General features: G+C 39.5%; 19 protein-coding genes and 1 riboswitch. Of the genes, 11 read left to right on the top strand and 8 right to left on the bottom strand.

Annotated features, from left to right (window positions below; genetic code table 11):
* Positions 1 to 7: 7 nt before the first annotated feature.
* From ahpC to ASE01S_RS05760, 4 genes are all read right to left on the bottom strand, one after another.
* A complete protein-coding gene (gene ahpC, locus ASE01S_RS05775) occupies positions 8 to 574 on the bottom strand; it encodes an alkyl hydroperoxide reductase subunit C (protein WP_067839709.1) in 567 nt (188 codons plus the stop codon).
* 595 nt (positions 575 to 1,169) lie between these two features.
* Positions 1,170 to 1,808 (bottom strand): DUF421 domain-containing protein, encoded by a 639-nt coding sequence (locus ASE01S_RS05770; RefSeq protein WP_306303211.1) that lies wholly within the window; start codon positions 1,806 to 1,808, stop codon positions 1,170 to 1,172.
* Positions 1,809 to 2,356: 548 nt separating this feature from the next.
* Positions 2,357 to 2,752, bottom strand: coding sequence for a hypothetical protein (locus ASE01S_RS05765; RefSeq protein ID WP_067839706.1), 396 nt, complete (start codon positions 2,750 to 2,752; stop codon positions 2,357 to 2,359).
* 274 nt (positions 2,753 to 3,026) lie between these two features.
* Positions 3,027 to 4,472 (bottom strand): aminotransferase-like domain-containing protein, encoded by a 1,446-nt coding sequence (locus tag ASE01S_RS05760; RefSeq protein WP_067839703.1) that lies wholly within the window; start codon positions 4,470 to 4,472, stop codon positions 3,027 to 3,029.
* A gap of 121 nt (positions 4,473 to 4,593) precedes the next feature.
* On the opposite strand from ASE01S_RS05760, the gene ASE01S_RS05755 reads away from it, so the two are divergent.
* The 5 genes from ASE01S_RS05755 (at position 4,594) to ASE01S_RS05735 (ending at position 9,456) form a co-directional block, all read left to right on the top strand.
* Positions 4,594 to 5,217 carry a LysE/ArgO family amino acid transporter gene (locus tag ASE01S_RS05755; RefSeq protein WP_067839700.1) on the top strand — a complete coding sequence of 208 codons (624 nt, stop codon included), beginning with the start codon at positions 4,594 to 4,596 and terminating at the stop codon, positions 5,215 to 5,217.
* 558 nt (positions 5,218 to 5,775) lie between these two features.
* The gene (locus ASE01S_RS05750; protein ID WP_067839697.1) at positions 5,776 to 7,428 is read left to right on the top strand and encodes a thiamine pyrophosphate-binding protein; all 1,653 of its coding nucleotides are present in this window, start codon (positions 5,776 to 5,778) and stop codon (positions 7,426 to 7,428) included.
* A gap of 49 nt (positions 7,429 to 7,477) precedes the next feature.
* Positions 7,478 to 7,855 (top strand): carboxymuconolactone decarboxylase family protein, encoded by a 378-nt coding sequence (locus ASE01S_RS05745; protein WP_067839694.1) that lies wholly within the window; start codon positions 7,478 to 7,480, stop codon positions 7,853 to 7,855.
* Between the two features lie 11 nt (positions 7,856 to 7,866).
* Entirely contained in the window at positions 7,867 to 8,244 is a 378-nt protein-coding gene (locus ASE01S_RS05740; RefSeq protein WP_067839691.1) for a hypothetical protein, read from the top strand.
* 24 nt (positions 8,245 to 8,268) lie between these two features.
* Complete coding sequence (locus ASE01S_RS05735; protein ID WP_067839688.1) at positions 8,269 to 9,456, top strand: methyl-accepting chemotaxis protein; 1,188 nt, start codon at positions 8,269 to 8,271, stop codon at positions 9,454 to 9,456.
* A 275-nt stretch (positions 9,457 to 9,731) separates the two neighbouring features.
* Here the strand turns inward: ASE01S_RS05735 and ASE01S_RS05730 are convergent, their stop codons facing one another.
* Both ASE01S_RS05730 and ASE01S_RS05725 read right to left on the bottom strand, forming a co-directional pair.
* The gene (locus ASE01S_RS05730) at positions 9,732 to 10,622 is read right to left on the bottom strand and encodes a DUF1002 domain-containing protein (RefSeq protein ID WP_174520232.1); all 891 of its coding nucleotides are present in this window, start codon (positions 10,620 to 10,622) and stop codon (positions 9,732 to 9,734) included.
* 842 nt (positions 10,623 to 11,464) lie between these two features.
* Positions 11,465 to 12,643, bottom strand: coding sequence for a pyridoxal phosphate-dependent aminotransferase (locus ASE01S_RS05725; RefSeq protein ID WP_067839683.1), 1,179 nt, complete (start codon positions 12,641 to 12,643; stop codon positions 11,465 to 11,467).
* A 170-nt stretch (positions 12,644 to 12,813) separates the two neighbouring features.
* Between ASE01S_RS05725 and ASE01S_RS05720 the strand changes: the two genes are divergently transcribed.
* From ASE01S_RS05720 to ASE01S_RS05700, 5 genes are all read left to right on the top strand, one after another.
* Positions 12,814 to 13,905: an iron-containing alcohol dehydrogenase family protein gene (locus ASE01S_RS05720; protein WP_067839680.1), complete on the top strand. Its 1,092-nt coding sequence runs from the start codon at positions 12,814 to 12,816 to the stop codon at positions 13,903 to 13,905.
* 278 nt (positions 13,906 to 14,183) lie between these two features.
* Positions 14,184 to 14,287, top strand: a riboswitch (SAM riboswitch).
* A 206-nt stretch (positions 14,288 to 14,493) separates the two neighbouring features.
* On the top strand, positions 14,494 to 15,300 hold the full coding sequence (locus ASE01S_RS05715; RefSeq protein WP_067839676.1) for a MetQ/NlpA family ABC transporter substrate-binding protein: 807 nt from the start codon (positions 14,494 to 14,496) through the stop codon (positions 15,298 to 15,300).
* A gap of 37 nt (positions 15,301 to 15,337) precedes the next feature.
* Positions 15,338 to 16,357, top strand: coding sequence for a methionine ABC transporter ATP-binding protein (locus tag ASE01S_RS05710; RefSeq protein WP_067839673.1), 1,020 nt, complete (start codon positions 15,338 to 15,340; stop codon positions 16,355 to 16,357).
* On the top strand, positions 16,350 to 17,021 hold the full coding sequence (locus ASE01S_RS05705) for a methionine ABC transporter permease (RefSeq protein ID WP_067839670.1): 672 nt from the start codon (positions 16,350 to 16,352) through the stop codon (positions 17,019 to 17,021). Before ASE01S_RS05710 ends, ASE01S_RS05705 begins: the two co-directional genes overlap by 8 nt.
* 423 nt (positions 17,022 to 17,444) lie before the next feature.
* A complete protein-coding gene (locus tag ASE01S_RS05700; protein ID WP_067839666.1) occupies positions 17,445 to 18,572 on the top strand; it encodes an alpha-hydroxy-acid oxidizing protein in 1,128 nt (375 codons plus the stop codon).
* Between the two features lie 74 nt (positions 18,573 to 18,646).
* Here ASE01S_RS05700 and ASE01S_RS05695 read toward each other — a convergent pair whose 3' ends face one another.
* On the bottom strand, positions 18,647 to 19,495 hold the full coding sequence (locus tag ASE01S_RS05695) for a VOC family protein (protein WP_245630329.1): 849 nt from the start codon (positions 19,493 to 19,495) through the stop codon (positions 18,647 to 18,649).
* 200 nt (positions 19,496 to 19,695) lie between these two features.
* On the opposite strand from ASE01S_RS05695, the gene ASE01S_RS05690 reads away from it, so the two are divergent.
* Entirely contained in the window at positions 19,696 to 21,384 is a 1,689-nt protein-coding gene (locus ASE01S_RS05690) for a methyl-accepting chemotaxis protein (RefSeq protein WP_245630328.1), read from the top strand.
* Positions 21,385 to 21,534: 150 nt separating this feature from the next.
* On the opposite strand, the gene ASE01S_RS05685 is transcribed toward ASE01S_RS05690, so the two are convergent.
* Entirely contained in the window at positions 21,535 to 21,933 is a 399-nt protein-coding gene (locus tag ASE01S_RS05685) for a bactofilin family protein (protein WP_067839659.1), read from the bottom strand.
* Positions 21,934 to 21,939: the final 6 nt, after the last annotated feature.

The following is a 21,939-nucleotide window of genomic DNA, read 5'->3' as shown; positions in this document are numbered from 1 at the left end:
ACACTCCTTAAATTTTGCCAACAATATCAAGACTCGGTTTGAGTGTTTCAGAACCTTCCTCCCATTTTGCTGGACAAACCTCTCCTGGATTTTGACGCACGTATTGTGCTGCTTTTACTTTATTAATTAAAATGCTAGCATCACGGCCGATTCCACCTGCGTTAATTTCAACTGCTTGAATCACGCCATCTGGATCTATAATGAATGTTCCACGATCTGCTAAGCCAGATTCTTCATCTAGAACATCAAAGTTACGAGAAATAGTTTGAGAAGGGTCACCGATCATAGTGTACTCGATTTTACCAACAGCATTTGAATGTTCATGCCAAGCTTTGTGGACAAAGTGAGTATCTGTTGATACTGCATAAACTTCTACTCCAAGCTCTTTAAGAGCAGGATATTCTGCTTGTAAATCCTCTAACTCAGTTGGGCAAACAAATGAGAAGTCTGCTGGGTAAAAGCAAACGATGCTCCATTTACCTTTTAAATCTGCTTCTGTTACCTCAAAGAAATCCTTCCCTGCTTGGAAAGCTGATGCTTGAAATGGTTGTACTTCTGATCCAATTAAAGACATAGTGTGTCTTCCTCCTTATTTTTAATATAAAATTCGAATTAGCTTTGGTTATTCATACCAAAATGTACAGTAATTGAATAACTATAATTATTCTAACTCGATACAAATTATTATAAAGAATCTATTATATTTGTCAAGCAAATTGATTTCGGGCTGAATTTATCCAAAAAGCTGCCAAAATTCCTTTTGTTAAAAGGTTTTTTCTGCTTTCTGAATAATCTGTTCAATTAAAAAGGACAAAAATCTAATCAATCTCTTATAACATATTAATTCTCAATTATTATTGACAATATGAGAACATTCATCCGATTTAAATAGACATCTCTTTCACGTTATAAAAGTATATTTAGTATAAACTTTTGCTCAATTTTGATACCTCTTTTAGCGAAAATTAACAATAAGTATGGTTTTTTCACTGATAAATGCATCTAAAATCGAAAATATCGTTTGACCCTACTTGGCCAACAGCTTAGACTATCGCTCCAAACACTCTGATCGTTCATGCCTAAGAATGGTGGCTTTAAAGATAGGCGCTAAAGCTGGCGAATATCGGTTTAACGATTAATTGGCGGGAGCTGATCTGATTGCTCGGTTTTTAATGAAACAGTTTCATGACCAACGAGAGCAAGAAAGACTTCCTCGATGTACTTATGTTTAGTTGGGTTAGCTGCTGTTCTAGCCATTGCTGGTTCAGGTTAAGCGAGGATAATGTTTCTATACAGATTTGACCATCTATAATAACGGGGTAGGAAATTTGATTGATCTGCGATCCAGTTGGTTTTTTTAGCACACTTAGTTCCCCATTTGGCTCAATAACTCCCAACTCAACCTCATTTAAATCAAAGACATCCTTTTCCCGTAACATAGGAAGTATATTATCAATTGAAAAACGAATTTTTTTGAGGTTTTTTTCAAGAATGGTGCCTTGATAAATCACAACAGTTGGTTCAAAGGTGAGTATTGCCCTGACTTTATGATTTTTAAGCTTCCAATTGGTAATTAAGCGCTGAATTACGCCTAGTATGATAATGGCAAAAGCAGTTGGTAGGTGATCAATACTTGGATCAGCAATATCTGCCCCTACCACTGCACCAAGTATGACGATAATAATAAAATCAAAGACGGGAAGCTGACCTATCGCTCTTTTGCCCATAAACAACACAACCAATAAGAGTAACGGTAGAATGGTGATAATACGACCTATTACAATGACTAAATCCATCAGAAGATTCATAACAACTAGCCCCCTTTGTACGAATGATAATCAATGTAAGGATTAGTGTTACCCAACTGGTTAGGTTTAATCATATTAATGCCAGGTTGAATGGTGGTGGGGATGTGGAGCTAGAAGTAATCAAGGCGATCATCTTAGACAATTACAATATTTTAACTTCATTCGAAGAAGTCTGCCAACTCTATAAGTAGTGAGATGAATGGATTGTTGTATCCGATTCAGTAAGGGTTCAAACCCCGATTAGACAGACGGATGCTCCAGATTTTCAGGCTGAAATTTATCGAACCAAGCTCGATAAAATCTAGGCGCATTCGATGTGGATGTTGTTCGGTAATTGGTGAATGTTACTTTCCTTTTTAAGCTAGACGAGAATTTGATCGCATGTAACTGGCTGTGGGACTCCCACTTCAAGAAATAAGGGAAAACGTCATGTCTAAATGGGAGATCCAACGGCCAGTAACGGCCCGATTGGTTCACTAACGTTCAGTCGGGGAGAGAGGAAGCTGAAAGTTGGCGACGTTGTGTCTCAACGTCTGCACGAGCACATCCTATGCGTCGAACCCCTCACCTGAACGAAGTTCCACTTTATAACTATTGTTGGTATCTTTAATTATTTTCCAGTTTGTTGAAAGTAATTGTTCAACCTCGTGTACTTGTTTAGTGGTAAGCTTTAGCTGTGCAATACCTTTCTCTGTTACACTAAAGTCTGTTCCTTCTTCGAATTGAAACTTCAGCTGAAGTAATTTTTTCAACCCGTTAATAGTAACGAATTTTATCGTATAGCCATGATTTAAACATTGAAGGATCGTCTCTTGGTCAAGCTTGCTAAGCTCGCTTGCGCTGTCAGGGTTTTGTTGTATATGCGTTAAGATATCTAGATCAGACATTCTTTGGTAGCGCAGTTGTTCTAATTGACCAGCTTGCATTAAATTTAAACGTATCATTTTAATTCTCCTCATCATGTATTAAATTCCATCATATATAGCTGACGGATAATTGCTGTTTTGATCGCAGTGTAACTGGCTGGGGCTGCGATTACTCGCCCCATCGAAGGGCTTTTGTAAGACTCTCACTATGCGTCGAGACCCACTGAACGAAGTTTCACTTTATTTATTGGCAAATAGATTTAGTTGTCTAGTTATTTGCTGTTAGCTAAGATTCTGCTGTACCCGTTGATGCTTGGAAAAATGGACAGTAAAATCGATAAGGTTAAAGGTGTCAGCTTAACTTAATAATTAGCTGGGCTAATCGGATTAAGCCACTTTCTAAATCTGCCATACTTGCATAGCCATACGATAGGCGGATATGCCTCTGGTTTTGTTTTTGATAGATCAGGCCAGGGTTAAGTAAAATATGCTGCTTTAATGCGAGTTGAAATAATGTATGCATCGATAATTGTACCTTGAGCTCTAACCAAATATAAAAGCCTCCTTTTGGGACCGTCCATATAGCTAGGTCTGAAAAATAGCTGTCAAGAATCTTTAAAGCAAATTCACGCCTTTTCTGTAGTTTCTCTCTAATCGTAATTAAATGGGCTTGATACTGTCCTGTTGATATCCACTCATTAACAATATATTGTGATAATGAGCTAGAACCATAATCCGTTTGCATTTTAATATCAGCCAAGCGATCAATCACAGGTTCCGGTCCAATCACCCAGCCAACTCTTAGCCCGGGACTTAGTGTTTTTGATATGCTATTGATGTAAAGAACATCTCCTTGGCGATCAATTGCTTTTAAAGGCTTAGGTGGAGACTCATCTAACCATAAATCGCTGTATACATCATCTTCAATAAGTGGCAGAGATAATTGGCGGCAAGTTGCAAGTAATTGTTTCCGCCTCGTCTCGGGCATTAGGATACCGGTTGGGTTATCAAAGCTAGGCACGGTATAGAGTAACGAAGCTTGATGTAGCTTCATCATTTTCGCTAGAGACTCAGGGATAATGCCTTCATGATCTGTTGGCACCCCAAACATTTTCATACCTGCAGATTGAAAGACATGAATTGAGTTGAGATAGGATGCTTCAGCTTGAAAAATAGCTGAATTTTGTTTTAATAAACCAATCGCGATTAGCTGTAAGGCTTGAAGGGCACCAGATACAATCAAAATAGAATCTGGTGAGGCAAGGATCCCTTTCTTAGCAACCCAATCACTTATTGTTTTTCTTAATTGATAATTTCCTTTTGGCTCGGAGTAACCGAGATCAAGCTCTATTCGATCGGGAATAGCGAGACTTGCTTTTATTTGGTCTTGAGGGATAAACTCTGGTGATAATTCCCCTGTCCCTAATCGAATAATAGCAGGATTAAATTCTGTCTCATTAATGGTGCGAATCATCTCAATATTAGGTTGATAAATCCCTGTATTGATATAAGTCACCCAATCAGGTGGAGAAAAAGTAGCAAGCGATTGCCATGTATGGCTAGCAACAAAAGTACCTTTACCAACCTTAGCTTCTAACACTCCATCTGCAATTAATTCCTCTAATGCGTATACAACTGTACTTCGGTTTACATTAAATAAAGCAGCTAGCTTCCTCTGGGAAGGGATTGCAGTTCCAATGGTCCATTCTCCACTATTAATTTTCTCTTTAATATATTCAATGATTTGTTCATACATCGGCTGCGCGGCTGCACGATCGGGCTGCCAGTGCTTAGTCATTCTTCTCTCCCCCCTTTGCGTTTAATTATACTATAGTGGTTGGGTCCGTATCCAACCAATTGGTTGGATACAATCAGCCCGTGTTTGGTTATGATGAAGAGCAATGAAGGGAGAGAGAAACATGGGGGCATTTATTCATGGCTTAATACTAGCTTTTGGGCTTATTTTGCCATTTGGTTTGCAGAATCTTTTTATTTTTAATCAAGGTATAAGCCAAAAAAACTTTCGTAGTGTTTTACCGGCTATTATTACCGCTTCGGTATGTGATATGTTACTTATTATATTAGCAGTATCCGGTTTATCTCTAATTGTATTTGAGCTTGAAAAGCTAAGAGTGGTCATGCTTATGGTGGGTTTTTGCTTTTTAATTTATATGGGTTGGCAAATATGGAATAGTCAATCACCAATTGGTAATGACCATGCTGACCAATCCATTTCAGCAAGGCAACAAGTTCTTTTTGCGTTATCCGTATCCTTGCTTAATCCACAGTCAATTCTTGATATAGTCGGTGTGATTGGGCCAAGCTCGTTGTCCTATTTGGGTGTAGATAAATTACTGTTTACTATAGCTTGTATATCGGTATCGTGGATCTGGTTTTTTTGCCTAGCACTATTAGGTCGAAAACTGATCAAACTCAAATATGCAATCAAGTTCCTAACATACTTAAATCAAATTTCAGCTGTTGTGATATGGACGATGGCATTAATTTTAGCCTATAACAGCTATCCATTTATTATAGGATAAGGCAATAGATCTAACTAGACTTGAAGATCATTTATCGCAGTGTAACTGTCTGGGGCTGCGATTACTCGCCCCATCGAAGGGCTTTTGTAAGCCTCCCATCTCAAGAAATAAGGGAACACGTCATGTCTAAGTGGAAGATCCAACAACCAGTAACGGCCCGATTGGTTCAACTAACGTTCAGGTGGGGGAGAGGAAGCTGACTAAGTTTGCGGCGTCGCATCGTAACGTCTGCATGAGCACATCCTATGCTTCGAAACCCCACTGAACGAAGTTTCACTTTATCGGGTACGTGGTTTACGACTTAATCATTTAAAGCTAAGCAGATCAATGCTTAGCTTTTTGGAGCTGAACATGCCCTATTCACAACACCTATATTTACTTATTAGGCTCAGAAAAAATTAATCTAGGAAAATCTTATTAAGCGAGGAAAAACCTATTTTACTATATTTTCATAGTTAATTAGTAACTTTTGTTGAAATTTATTAAAAATATAGTTATTTTATACCGATTATTGCCGATATAAGTAAAGTGTACTACTTCTTAGGAGGTGAAGCTAAATTGGTTAGCTTAGCAACCAATCTAGTAAAGTGTTTAAAGCAATTAGGTTGTAAGAAAGCATTCGGTATTCCTGGAAAGCCTATTGCCCCCTTGATTCTTGAGATGGATAATCAAGGGATTGAGTTTGTACTCTCACGCCATGAAGGTGGCGCAGGCTATATGGCTACTGGATATGCTCTGCAAAACCAGTCACTTGGTATAGCCATCGGAACGTCTGGTCCGGGTGGGACTAATTTACTAACTGCGGCAGGCCAGGCCAAGGCCTTTAATGCTCCGGTGTTGTTTGTGACTGGACACCCATCGTTGCGTGATAATGGTAAAGCGCTTGGGCAGGATTCAAGTCTGTTTGGAACTGATTTAGTCCAGTTATTTAAGCCGCTTACACTTTTTAGTGCCCGTATTGACGATGCGTCATTACTAGAAAGTTATCTACAACATGCTTTGCAAAAAGCATTAACAGGTAAAATGGGTCCTGTTCATTTGTCTATTCCGGTTGATGTTTTGGGAGAAGAGATGCCAAGTATTGAGATGCCAAGTTGGGAGATTGCCGATAACCCTATTTCTGCTAATCTTGGTGCGGTTCATAAGAAGCTGGAATCGGCCCAACACCCTGTTTTATTGTTAGGTAAAGGTGTGCATCGTTCAAAGGCATATCAGGAAGTGATACAGTTTGCTGAATATTGGCAAATACCGGTAATGACAACCCCGGGTGGAAAAGGTACATTTCCTACACAGCATCCTTTATCACTTGGCAGTTATGGTTTAGGCGGTACAACAGCAGCAGATGGCTATGTCAAAGAGGGTATCGATTTAATGATTGTTATTGGGACAAGGTTGTCTGATATGTCGACCGCAGGTTTAACTCCTGAGTTATACCCTAAGCAATTAGTTCATTTTGATCAAGACTCGACTTTTGTAGGAAAAACATTACAACTAGACACCTTACTTGTCCAAGGTGATGCTAAACAAAACTTAACCTACTTATTGTCCCAATATCCACCTAGAATGGATGTAGCAAAACGTGATTTATCAAGCTATTGGATAGAGGAGAATAAGCATCAAGCGTTGATTGCAAATAACGATGTCGCTAATGGTCGTCTGTCTACAGCAACCGTTATGCAAAAGCTTAGAGACTGTTTACCTGATCACACCGTTGTATTTGGTGATGATGGCAGCCATACTTTTTACGGTATTAAATATTTTGATATTAAGGAGCCAGGTACTTTTTACTTCGATGATGTATTTGGTGCGATGGGACATGGCCTTGGCCTAGCCATTGGGGCTGCAATGGCTGAACCAGATGTACCAATTGTTTGCTTTGTCGGTGATGGTTGCTTGATGATGCATGGCATGGAATTATCGGCTGCTGTTGACCAACATACGAATATCACCATTGTGGTCTTTAACAACGGAATGCTTGACATGGTCGATAAAGGTATGGAACGGATGGCAGGGAAATCTGTTGGTGGGAAATACAAGTACGGCATTCATGCAGCACAATTTGGTGAATCACTTGGAATGGATAGCACACGTTGTCAAACACTTGAACAGTTAGAGACGGCTATGAAACATGCACTTGAAAATGAGGGGCCAAATGTTGTGGAAGTGTTGACATTAAAAGATGAAATACCACCTACCTTAAAAAGAAGCTAATCTAGGTGCAAATAAGCCAAGATGAATTTGATTTAATGGAGTGATCAGAGTGGATAAACGAGAATTTGGATGGAAGAAGATAGAGGAATTGGCAGGTCAGCAGGGTATTGACTCTATGAAAGCAGTTGAAGCTTTTTCACCACGTTTGGCCAAGCTAGCATTAGAATTTGGTTATGGTGATGTCTATGCTGATGATAATCTTGATTTGCGGCAAAGAGCACTTGTCACACTCTCGTCATTAATAACTCAAGGGGATTCAGGTCGAGGCCTTACCTATCATTTCAGAGCGGCTATGAATGTCGGATTAAGTAAGGAACAAATCTTTGAAGTGATTAACCATTGTAGTGCATATGCCGGTTTCCCTAAAGCAATCAATGCCCTACATATATTTAAAGATGTATTATCACAATATGAATTAGACAGCTAGGAGGAATTATCATGGCAAAATATGAATCAAAAGAGCATAAAGATGTGTTTTATTTCAAGTACAACGAAATGGCGACGACCATTGAAGAGGCTAAGCAACAAGCAGACTTTGTTCGATCTCAATTACAAAAGCCACAAATAAAAAAATTTCTTATTGATAACAGTGCGATTACGACGGTTGCCAAGCCTGAGGTTAACGAAGTATGGGGTCAGCTGATGCAGGATGTTTTTAATTACATTGAAAAATCTGCGACCATTGCGCCAAATGTAACTTTAAAAATGCAATTGAATCGCTTATCACGCTCTTCAGGTACGTTTGACACGGTCAAAGCATTTACCGATGTAAATGAAGGTTTAAAATTCCTTGATGTTGAAGATATGGAAATTTAATTGGAGTAGCTAAGGATGATACAGATGAACAGTTTAAAAACAAACAACAAACGTAAACATACCTTATATCTGCTCGTCTTTTCTTTATTAATTGCGCTTATTTCAGTAGTGACCATGGTCGTTTTAATTGATGTTCTAGGACTGGCTATTACAAGTCTCTATTTTGTTTTAAGTGTTATCGTTATTTTAATCGTGACAATTATATTGGCATTTTTGTTTGCTCGATTTTTATTAATCAGCCCTGCTGATATGGTGGCTAACAATGAACAAACAATTCAGCAACCAACAGAGCATCAACTTGATCAAGGAGCAAAGGGATTGACATCTCAAACGGCTTCTATAGCTAATCAACTAATGTCGACAACAAAAGAAACAAGTGAAGCAGTCGGTGAAATATCAACAACTATGCAAGATATGGCAGCCGGTGCCGATGCTCAAGCAAATGAAATTCACGAAATAAATCAAACATCTGGGCAAATTTTCTTTAGTCTACAGGAGATTGTCGAGAGCATTAACTTTGTTTCTCAAACATCTAAACAGGCCATTAACCAGTCAAAAAATGGTGATAAGGCTGTCGAGAAAATTATGAATCAGATGCAATTAATTGGCGATCAAGTCAACCAATCGATTGACGTCGTGCACCAACTAGATCAAAAAACTAATCAAGTTGGCGATATTTTATCATTGATTACAGATATATCTAATCAAACCAATCTTCTTGCCTTAAATGCGGCAATTGAAGCTGCCCGTGCTGGTGAGCATGGTAAAGGCTTCTCGGTTGTCGCTGATGAAGTCAGAAAATTGGCTGAGCAAACGAATGATGCCACAAATAAAACTCAAGGTCTCATACAAGAGATTCAAGCTGGTACAGCCGAAGTTATTAAAGTTATTACCGAAGGAGGTAATTCCATTAAGGCTGGAGCGACCTTGAATGAAGATGTTAAGCTGGTGTTTTCTGACATTGCTAGCAATGTTGATGAAGTCGATGAATTTGTACAGGACCTAAACGTAGCAATTAATGATGTCACCACCAATATGCACCAGGTCACTCAATCGATCGAGAAAGTATCAGAAGCTGTTAGCAGTTCAAATGGTAATATAGAAAACATTGTAGCTGTCATCGAACAGTTGAATGCATCGATGCAGGAAGTGGCTAGTTCAGCAGATATACTTTCAGATGTAGCAAATCAATTAGATAAAATGGTTAATTAAAACCTTAAACAAGCTAGTAACATGATTACTAGCTTGTTTGTTTTTAATATTGAAGGAAGTTAAATTATTTTGTACTCACTGAAAAGGTAAGCGAATTGGTCATACATCTACGTGTATTTTTACAATCTTGATTATGGTTAATTTATTTCTACGTCAGTCACTTTAATAGGGTTATTAGAACAACCATTTAATGATAGGACAATTAAAACGACCTAACTCAACTGGAATTAGGTCGTTTAAGGTATGGTCGATTTAGTTGAAAGAAGTAAGAGTTATTAATCCTTTGAAAATACCGATAAAAACCAGTCCCAAACGGATTTGAAAAAGTTAACAACGCTCTGAATAATGTTTTTACCTTCTTCACTTTCAGCAAAATCTGCTATTTTATCACGAGCAGCGTCAATCGTCCGTGAAACTTTGTCCCAGTCAATGTTTAAATTACGTAAATTATTAAATAGGGAGACAAGCTGGTCAAGAAGGTCGCTGGAAAGATTAATTCCTAGCTCATCAGCTAATCGTTGAATTAAATCACGAACCTCGGATTCGGATTGAGGGTTTTCCTCAGCCATTCTTTCTTTGATTTCATTAATAAAATCAACCGCTTGCTCTTCATCAATTTCTTCAGCAAGCTCTGCTGTTACAACCATTTCTTCGTTAGCTGCTTGCTTAACGCCTTCATCAATTGCTTCTCCAGTTGTTTCTTCATATGCTTTAATAATACCAGTAAGTGCTCCTGTTCCTGAGACTGTAAAAGGTGCAGTCACATAGACCTCAGCACCACTAACGCCTGCAGTTGCAAGGGCATTAGAATACATGGAACCTGTAATATAATTGATATTATTAGTTGTTACGACTACGCCAGTATCGTCATCACGTAACGTGATTTTAGCAGAAGAAATAGCATTCGAACCAATTTGTGAAGCAGGAATATAATCTCCTAAGTAGTTATGTTCCTCCTCATTAGAAACATAAATAATCTCGACTTCGTTTTCATCCACACCCATATCCTTTAATACTTGCTGTTTCTGGTCTTGAGATAAATCTTCACCAAGCGTGACGATCACATCGCCAACAATAGCGTCAGCAAGTACTGCAGGTACAGATGTGTATATAAATATAATCATGGTTAATAAAATGATACTTGCTTTATTAAGAAACTCTTTCAATTGGATGGCCTCCTTTAAAGGTTAATGATAAGTAAACATAAGGCTAGTCTTATTTTACAACAATTTCAAAAGTTTGTCCGCTTTTAATCTGTTAAAATCAGTTTAGCTATCTATCAAGTTATTTGAATCAGGGCTATGTCGCTATCCTATGTGATGAAAATTTAGAATATGAGGAAGCTGGGCTTAATCATTACATCGGTAACTTCTTAACAAGACTTAGCTTTGATTCACATGTTTTGACGTGAATAAACTAGCTTTAGTTACATGATTTCAATTAAAACGAATTCCCCTTCTTTAATAGTTTACACGAATGACATGACTTTTAATCAAGCTCATTATTTGTATCGTATTGTTCAGCTACCCATATCAAATGCGTCTTGGCATATTTGCACTCCGATTTTTTCGAGCTTCAATCGAAACATTTCCTCTGAAAAGCTGTGGCATGAGGAGGCTTTAACTTGATTCAGCTTGGGTTGAACCCCCACTGAATCGGATACAAATAGGATTCCCTCACTACTTATGGAGGGGGAGGATTTCTACTGGATAAAGTAAATATTGACACAAAAAAAGACATCAACTCTGAAGTGACGCCTTAAGGTGGTACAAGATATAATCCAGATTATCTATTTAATTACTTGTCTGTAAGGATATAAGCGAAGGCGGTCGAAATTCGATCCTTGGTGCCCGTTTGCTTTAACTATCTCCTCTTCCTGCTGCTAATATTAACGAGACACCACGACTAATAAGAGGAAGCTGACTAAGTTCGCGACGTCGTTTTGCAATGTCTGCCCTAGCCCAAACTATGCATCGAACCCCCGCTGAACGAAGTTTCACTTTATCATCTACTTGTGTAAGAGATCTAGCTTTGCTATTCTTTCAGCTGCTTCAATTAATCTTTCTTTTTCGGTTACCAGCCCGGCTCTTACAAACCCTTCTCCACAAGAGCCGAACCCATTCCCTGGTGCTACGACTACATGTGCGTGCTCCAATAAGCAATCAGCAAATTCCTGAGAAGAGAAGCCAGATGGAACCTTTAGCCAGCAAAAGAAAGTCCCTTGAGGTGATGTGACTCCCCAGCCTGATTGTTGAAGTAACGAGATAAAATGATCACGACGATCTTGATAGACTTGGGTTAAAGCTATTGTTTCGTTCTGTGGACCTAGCAAAGCTTCTGCAGCTGCTTCTTGAATCGCCCCAAATAAGCTCACATAGAGGTGATCTTGCATTAAGTTGATTTGTTCAATGACTGACCGATTCCCTACAGCAAAACCAACTCGCCAGCCTGCCATGTTGTATGCCTTAGATAAAGTAAACATTTCTATTCCAACATCTTTAGCTCCTTCCGTTTGTAAGAAGCTTCGAGCTTTATTTCCATCATAACTGATTGACGAGTACGCGAAATCATGACAAATGCAGATATGATGTTGTTTAGCTAGTTGAACCGTTTGTTCAAAAAAATGAGCATCAGCAACAGCTGCTGTTGGATTATTCGGGTAATTTAGAAACATTAATTTAGCTTTAGTAAGCTTGTCTGCATCAATGGCATCATAGTCAGGTAAGAACTGATTTTGTTCAAGTAAGGGCATCAAGACAGGTTCGGCATGAGCAAGAGCAATTCCAGATAAATAGTCAGGGTACCCGGGATCTGGAAGCAAGGCAACGTCACCAGGATTTAGCAAGCATTGACTCAACTCAACCAGGCCAGTTTTTGAGCCTGGTAGAATAGCAACCTCGTTTTCGGGATCTAAGTTAACTCCATACTCACGTTGGTAATAAGTAGCCACAGCTTCCTTTAAAAAATGATGACCGCGAAATGGTGAATATTTATGGTGAAGAGGGTTGGCAGCAGCTTGTTGTAGCGCTTCAACAATTCTTATTGGTGTTGGTAAGTCTGGATTACCTTGTCCTAAATTTATTACATCATGTCCTGCCTCAATCATTGATTGGGCTCGGCCGACTAAATGAGCAAAAAACTGTTCTGGTAATCGTTCCAGAGCAGTTGAAGGTTGAAAGTGAATCATTAAACTAGCACCTCATTATCACAATTTAAAAGTTTAGTAACAACTATAGTCAAAGTTAGTTTATTTGTAAAGGACAATTTTTGACTATTTAGAATCTTGACACAACGAACATACGGTGGGATAATTTGCACCAATATAGACGCCAATTTAAATAAGGGGAGAAAATTTTTATGGAAGCTGTACTTGTACAAGGGGCACCAACTAGCTATCGTTGTCATCAAGGTGCTTTATTTGAATTAAAGACGATTATTGAAAAAGAAGGCTGGGGTAAAGGTCTACTTGTTCATGGACAACAATCATGGCGAGTAGCTGAACCGTTTATTAACCCGCTCCAGCTCAAGCTAGTAAAAGTCCGCTATCAAGGGGAATGTTCCAGAGCCGAAGTGGAACGGATTACGGAGCTGGCAAGACGGGAGCAGGTTGATTATATTCTAGGTGTTGGTGGCGGTAAGGTAATTGATTTGGCCAAAGCAAGTGCCAATCATTTGAAACAACCTTTTTTAATTGTCCCAACTCTCGCTTCAAATTGTGCTGCTTGGACCCCCTTAAGCGTTTTTTATGATCAGAACGGAACGTTTACCGATTATCAGGTGTTTAATCGTAATGCATTTATGGTAGCAATTGAGCCAGAGCTCATCCTAGATTCTCCATCATCCTATCTACGTGCAGGTATTGGTGATACGATAGCTAAATGGTATGAAGCCGATGTGTTAGCAAGGCAGTTGGAGGATAAAGGGATTGCGATTGAAATCTCCTTGCATGCAGCTAAACTTTGTCGTGATGTATTATTAATGCAAGGGGCGGAGGCGCTTAATGATCAACAGCACCGACGTGTTAGCCCGGCTTTTCTGCGCGTGATTGAAACGATTATTATGGCAGGGGGCATGGTAGGTGGATTTGGCGATCGCTATGGGAGGATCGCTGGAGCCCATTCAATTCATAACGGGTTAACAGCACTTTCTGAAACGCACAGACATCTACACGGTAATAAAGTGGCTTATGGTATTTTAGTACAACTTGTATTAGAAGATCGATTGGATGAAGTGAATACGTTGCTGCCTTATTATCGTCAACTAAAATTACCAACCTCATTAAAAGAGCTCGGTGTGACCAGTCAGCTCGATCAAGCCTACCAGCTTGTTGCCCAAGCAGCAACAAAGCCGGGGGAATCGATCCACTTAATTAAGCCTACTTCTTCGGCAGAAGTAGCATCAGCCATGGAACAATTAACGAACTGGTTGGATAATCAAGTGAAAAAGTGAAGAACATGAATTTGCGTTCATTCAAATGGATATTGCATGTTGTATACCTGCAGCAAACCGAGTATATCTTAAACGTCCAACTGCTTTAGCCGGTCAGCGTTTAAGTGGGTTTGACCATGTCCACCAAGCCATCCCTGTTTTTCAAAATGGGGACCAGAATTGTACCGCTTACAATAATAGAATTTTAAAAAAATTTAGAGAAATTCGAAAAAAAGGTTTGACTTCTTGACTGTCCCGTTGTAAAGTTAAAAACACAATATTGAATAACGAATGATCGTTTCTTATCCAGAGAGGTGGAGGGACTGGCCCTTTGAAGCCTCGGCAACAGACCTATGGTCCCTGTGCCAATTCCAGCAAGCTAGTAAAGCTTGAAAGATAAGAAGAGTAGTCTGATAGTATGCAAGCCTCTTCTTATCATGGATTAAGAAGGGGCTTTTTTACACATTAAGAAAGGATAGCTTTTCTATCAGATCAAAGGATAAGAAAAACGAAGCCTTTCACCATAGAACATGATGACAAGCTAAGTTTTTCTATGATGTAATCAATAAGTTGAAAAAGTGATTCGTTAAACATAAGGAGGAAATCATAATGAAAAAGATATTGGGGTTAATTTTTGTAACAGCTACACTACTTGCGCTGGTTGCCTGTGGCAATGGTACAGGGGAAGCGTTACCGGAAGATGAAATAACAATAGGCGTGACAGCTGGTCCGCATGAGCAAATTATTGAAAAAGTCGCTGAACTTGCCGAAGCCGAGGGTTTAACACTTAATGTTGAAGTGTTTACAGAGTATGTTATACCGAATACAGCACTAGCCGAAGGTGAGATCGATGCCAATAGCTATCAGCACAAGCCATTTCTTGATGACTTTAAAGAAGACCGTGGTCTAGATATTGTCGATGTGGCAACAACGGTAAACTTCCCGATGGGGATTTACTCAACAGCAATTGAAGATGTATCAGAGCTACAACCAGGGGACTCTGTTGCCCTTCCGAATGATCCAACTAATGGTGCAAGAGCACTGATGTTGTTTGAGGATGCTGGTTTAATTACTCTAGCTGAAGGTGTAGGGGCATCAGCAACCGTTCTTGATATCGAAGAAAATCCACTTGATCTTGATTTTATTGAACTTGAAGCGTCACAAATTCCTCGTCAGTTAGAGGAATTGGCAGCCGCCGCTATCAATACAAATTTTGCGATTGAGCATGGATTTGTACCTACCCAGGATTCTATTTATATTGAGCCCGGTGATTCACCATGGGTCAACCTATTAGTTGTACGTGAAGAAAATAAGGATGATCCAGTGATTGAGAAACTAATTGGCTTATATCACTCTGATGAAATCAAGCAATTCATTGAAGACACGTTTGAAGGGTCGGTTGTACCATCCTGGTAAGAATGAATGGGGTTATCACGTTGGGAGTCGGATAATTATGATTGAGTTAAAACATGTATCGAAAACATTTGAATCAAAGCATCAACAGGTCGTGGCGTTAAATGATGTCAGCCTTCAAGTGAACAAAGGTGAGATATTTGGTGTAATTGGCTATAGTGGAGCGGGCAAAAGTACCCTTGTCCGTTGTGTCAATTTTCTGGAAAAGCCAAGCTCTGGCCAGGTTATCGTTAATGGTAAGGATTTAGGGCAGATGACGGTGGAGCAGCTAAGAGCTGCACGACAAAATATTGGCATGATTTTTCAAGGGTTTAACCTCTTAAAAACAGCGACGGTTTATGATAATATTGCCATTCCGCTTAAATTAACCGGTGTTCCGGCTGATCAGATTAAGGAAAAGGTGGAAAAATATTTAGCGATCGTAGGTCTGTCTGATAAAAAAGCCGTGTTTCCAAATCAATTGTCGGGTGGACAGAAGCAACGCGTTGCGATTGCAAGAGCGTTATCACACGAGCCTGAGGTATTGCTTAGTGACGAGGCAACGAGTGCACTTGACCCTGAGACAACGGACTCTATTTTGTCACTTCTGCTCAAAATTAATCGGGAGTTGGGGATTACTATTTTACTTATCACTCATGAGATGCATGTCATCCAAAAGATTTGTGATCGTGTAGCAGTGATGGAGAATGGCCAAATCATTGAGCAAGGTCATGTGATTGACATTTATACTCATCCAGAAAATACGACCACTGAAAAATTTGTCAGTAGTATTTTTCCAAGTGACATTCCAATTGAGATTATAACAGAGCTTGAAAAGCAGGGCCCGATTATTCAGCTAACCTTTGTCGGCCCTTCGGCTGATCAGCCAGCTTTATCTATGCTTTCGAAACAGTTCGACATTCACACTAACATTCTATCAGGAAACATTGTTCAGCTTAAGGACCAGCCCTTTGGTAAGTTAATTGCTCATATTAAAGGAGCAAAAGTAGAAACGGATAAGGCGCTCAACTATTTGAGGGAACAAGGTGTACAGGTAAGTGAGGTGAAGCATAATGGCTAATTTCAATGAGGTGTTTGATCGCTGGGGTGGACTTATTTGGGAGTCTACTTTAGCGACTTTCCAAATGGTGACAATCTCTTTATTGATCTCTATTATTATTGGTTTACCCTTGGGAATTCTACTTGTTATTACTAGACCTAATAAAAGTTTTGACAACAAGTATCTTTATCGAACCCTTAATATTTTTATCAATGTCATTCGATCTATTCCATTTATTATTTTATTATTTGCTCTCTTACCGTTTACTCGTTTAGTTGTCGGAACATCGATGGGAGTTCGTGGTGTTATAGTGCCACTAGTTGTCTATACCGCTCCTTATATTGCGCGCTTAATGGAATCTGCATTGCTTGAGGTTGATAAAGGTGTTTTAGAAGCATATGAAGCCATGGGTATCAAGACGAAAGATATTATCTGGCATGTGATGGTCCGAGAGGCCCGACCATCTATTATTTTAGGAATTACGATTGCAGTGATTGGCCTAATTGGTGCAACAGCTATGGCTGGATTAGTTGGTGCTGGTGGCTTAGGCGATGTCGCATATCGCTTTGGGCACTTGCGTTATGAGCCAGAGGTGATGTATGTAACGATCATTATTTTGGTTATCATCATTCAAGTGATTCAAACGATCGGCAATATATTAGCATCACGAGCGAAAAAGGATTAACTTCATTCGGTATAAGTCTCCCTTCTAAAAGGGTGAGATGAATGCGAATATGTATTCCATTCAATGGGGGGTACAAACCCCGGCTAAATCAAGTGAAACTTCGTCCAGTGGGTGTGCATAGGATGTTGAGACACGATGTCGTGAACTTAGTCAGCGTCCTCTCTCTCACTGAACGTTAGTTGAACCAATCGGGCCGTTACTGGCTGTTGGATCTCCCACTTAGAAGTGACTTGCTCTCTTATTTCTTTGAAGTGGGAGGCCCTTTGATGGGGCGAGTAATCGCAGCCCCAGCCAGTTACACGGCGATAAAGTTAAAGCCTCCGGCGGATGTCACCGATTTTCAGCGGAAATTTATCAAGGAAGCTCGAAAAAATCTGGGCACAAATACGCCAAGGCACATATGATAGAGAGGTTGACCTATTAATGAGTCAAAAAGTATCAGATCAAACGCCATATCCATTTTCATACCGAGATTGGGAAGAGCTGGCAAAGCAAAGGCTAGGGCCTGGACCCTTTGGCTATATTCAAAGTGGTTCGGGTAATCAAGTTACCTTACGCCATAATGAGCAAGCTTTTGAGAATTGGACCCTCATTCCTCGTGTTTTAGCGGATGTATCAGTACGAGATACCACGACTGAATTATTTAATCAACAGCTAGAATCACCTTTTCTTTTAGCTCCAGTAGGTTTTCAAGCCATTGTTCATCCAGAGGGTGAACGGGCTTCAGCTCGGAGTGCACGGTTAAATCGAGTGCCTTATATTGCAAGTACCGTATCCTCTGCTTCAATTGAGGAAATTGCAATGATTATGGAAGATGTTCCTTGTTACTTCCAGCTTTATTGGCCAAATGATGACCAGTTGGCCGCTAGTTTTATTCAACGTGCTGAGCAAGCTGGCTATGCGGGGATCGTTGTTACAGTAGATACACCTTTTCTAGGTTGGCGCGAAGTTGATTTAACACATCAATATTTTCCGATGCAATCGGGAGCTGGGATAGCTAATTTTTTGACTGATCCAGTTTTTCAAGATAAGTATAACCCAGAAGGTTTATTAAACGAAGCTGAATTAATTAAGGCAATTCAAGCTATTTTATTCAAACAAAATTTAACTTGGAATCATATTGCATGGCTACGTGAACAAACTGACTTACCGATTATTTTAAAGGGCATTACCCATGTCGAAGATGCGAAGAAAGCTGTTAATGAACAAGTTGATGGGCTAATCGTGTCTAATCATGGGGGACGTCAGCTTGATGGGGTAATAACTGGCTTGGATGCACTACCAGCTATTGCCGAAGTTGTTGGCAATCAGCTTACCCTATTAGTTGATGGAGGAATTAGGAGAGCTACAGATATACTAAAAGCTTTTGCTTTAGGGGCCGATGCGGTATTACTTGGTCGCCCATATGTCTACGGATTAATTGAAGGTGAAGCAGGAGTTACTGCTGTACTAGAACGATTGAAAAAGGATTTGGACGTCGGTTTAGCCATAGCGGGAGTGCAATCTATTCAACAATTAAATCGACAATACATTAAACGGATTGATCACTAGCCGATCAATCCGTTTTTTACTGCTGAGCTTTTGCTTATTAGAATTAAAATGGACAACTGGTCTGATTAAGTCACTTATGCATGAAGTTTCACTTTATTTTGAGCAGGATCTAATAACCATAGTTGATCGTTATCTCGTGTCACATCCGCACCGATACGAGTTAACTGATTGACGACTTCTTCTAATACTTGAGTACTTGGATAATGTATTGAGAATTGATCTAGTCCGACTTGGTTCTGCTCGGCTGGGGGCGCCCCGACCCCATTCCACGTATTCAAGCCAATATGATGGTGATAGTTCTCAGTAGAGATAAATAGCGCTTGATTTCCTAAGCGACTAACAACATTAAATCCTAGTCCATTAACATAGAAATGCTCAGCTTTGCTTAAATCATCGACATGAAGATGGATATGGCCAAGCTTTGTCCCGACTGGTATTTGGTCCCATTGAGGCAATGTCTCACCTAATTTAATTAATTCATCGGCTTTAAGGGGATCTACGGTCATTTTTACTTGTTCCTCCTGCCAGTGCCATTGAGCTGGGGGGCGATCGGCATAGACTTCAATCCCATTCCCATCTGGATCATTAAAATATATCGCCTCACTCACTAAGTGATCAGATGCACCTATTGGAATGTCGTTAATCACTAAATGGCGTAAAAAACGAGCCAGATCTTCTCTTGATGGCAAAAGCAGAGCGAAGTGATAAAGTCCAGTTGTTTTCATTTTCGCTTGGTGATAACTTGGATCATATTTTAAGGTAATAAGTTCCTGTTTACCATCAGTTGTGAAAATTATTTTGTTTTCTGTCTGAGTCAATGCTGTTAAGCCAAGAACAGACTGATAGAACTGCTTAGCTTGCTCGAGATCGCTGACTTTGAGTGTTATATGACTAATATAAGTGGCTGGGCTATCGTGAAACAAAGAGATCATCTCCTGTTTGATAAAATATGGAATCTTGACTTTGAGATTTTTAACTTAAAAAACTAACTATTATGCAAAGTAAACCGATATTAATAAGTGTAGCATAAATCACTTAGAAATAAACATAAGTGTTTAGCAAGGAGCATCAAGATAATTTTTTGGCGAATTTTGACGAATGAAGGAGAAAGAAGGGGAAAGAGATGAAAATTAGGGGAAAATTAATTGTTTCTTATTTAGTAGTGGTTGTTTTGCTTGGCATCGTTGCAATGACGTCACTATTTGCAATTTCAAGGGTCAATCAGTTTAATGAACAAATGTATAATAATCGTCTCCAGCCATTAGGAGAGTTAGCTGAAGTTGGACAACTTGCTGAAAGTACTAGGGTCCAAATTCTTACGAGTATAGTTGAGCAGGACCCAACTAGAGCTGATCAAGCCTTAACCGAGGCTGAAGAAGTGAGTGCACTATTAACTGAGCTTGGGCAAGCCGAGCTTTATACGGATGAGCGTGAAATATATGATCGCCTGATCTCATCTTGGGAGAAATATGTTGCATCGCTTTCACAAAATGCCCAACTTGTAACGAACGGTGAATATGACAGAGCCTTAACTAACGTGATGGTTTCTGCCGATTTTTTTTATGCAATGGAAGAGGATTTATCTCATTTGATTACAATGAATTTAGATAATGCGGGCCAATACCAGACCGAGGCTCATGAAACCTATTTAACAAATCAACAGATTACGCTAGTACTTTCAGGCTTGGCAGTCATTGTAGCTATTGGACTAGGGATAACCATGGGACAGAGAATCGGTGGACCGATGGGTAAGTTGTCCAAACAAATGCATGATATTGCAGATGGAAACTTAACTGGCGAACCGTTAGTCACTAAACGAAAAGATGAAATTGGTGAGTTGGTAGAAGCAACGAATCAGATGCAGGCCAATCTGCAAAATGTGATTAAAAGTGTATCAGAGGCTACTGATCGTGTATCAAGTGCAAGTGAGGAGTTAAACCAGTCAGCTAATGAAGTGAAACAAGGTAGTGAACAGATTGCTTCAACGATGCAAGAGCTTTCCACTGGCGGTGAAACCCAAGCATCCACTGTAACAAGCTTAGCAGAGAAAATGGAGATCTTTTTGACAAGAGTTAACAAAGCCAATCATGATACGAAAGACGTATCGGACCAGTCACTATCTGTTATTAATATGACACAAGAAGGGCGTCAAATGATGGAGCAATCCCTTCAGCAAATGTTGACTATTGATGGTATTGTACAAAGTGCTGTAAGTAAGGTAGAGGGTCTGGACAAGCGTTCGCAAGAAATTTCAAAGCTCGTTGATGTAATTCAGGACATAGCTGAACAAACAAACTTACTAGCACTGAATGCAGCAATCGAAGCAGCCCGTGCAGGTGATCAAGGTAAAGGCTTTGCTGTTGTCGCTGATGAGGTTAGAAAGCTAGCAGAGGATGTGTCTCAATCCGTACGGGAGATAACGACAATCATTAATGGGATTCAAGCAGAAACAGATACAGTAGTCTCTACACTAGAGTCGGGTTACACAGAGGTTAATCAAGGTACGGTCCAAATGGCTAAAACAGGTGAAAATTTTAATAATATTAATGATTCTATTGAACAAATGGTAAAACGAATTGAAAATGTGTCAAGCCACCTAACTGAAATTAGTCAGGAAAGCACACACATTAACACATCGATAGAGGAAATTGCATCTATCTCTGAACAATCGGCAGCTGGGATTGAGGAAACAGCAGCATCATCAGAGCAATCCTTAAGTGCGATGGAAGAAGTTTCAAGTAGTGCAAACACATTAGCAAGCCTTGCAGAGGATTTGACTAAAGAAGTAAGGCATTTCCAAATCAATCTCTAATATAGATAAATAGACCCTGATCAACTTGAAGATCAGGGTCTATTTAATGTATTGTAGGTGAAGGTTAAATTGAACGAACAAAACTTGATTACTTAAAAAGGGCCATAATCGTGTTAACGATTATGGCTTAAGCGGTTGGCTCTTAGTTAATTAGCTAAGAGACTCTTGATTACTCGGCTCTGTTGTCAGTTTATTTGATTTCGTTTTACTAGTATTAATCTTACTTGTTCCGTTGAACATACCGCCTTCCTCAATAATGATACCTGCTGAGGTTACGTGTCCTGATACCGAGCCGTTAGAATCGATGTGTACTTTCTGAGATGTATGAATTTCTCCCTTTGCCTCTCCAGAGATAACTACGTTCTTAGCTCGAATGGTTGGCTCAACAAAACCATCCTTACCAATAAAGACGTCTCCTTTACAGTCAATTTCACCATAAACTTTACCATCAATTCGAATACTAGTTGGTAGCTTTAAATTTCCTTCTATAACGGTATCCTTACCAATAATCGTATCAATTACTTTTTCTTGTTTTTTTCCTTTTATCACAGTAAA

This window comes from Amphibacillus sediminis NBRC 103570 (genome assembly GCF_001552275.1).
Classification (GTDB): Bacteria; Bacillota; Bacilli; order Bacillales; family Amphibacillaceae; genus Amphibacillus_B; species Amphibacillus_B sediminis.
Note: the sequence above shows the minus strand (reverse complement) of the source record. Positions and strands in the feature narration are given on the sequence as shown.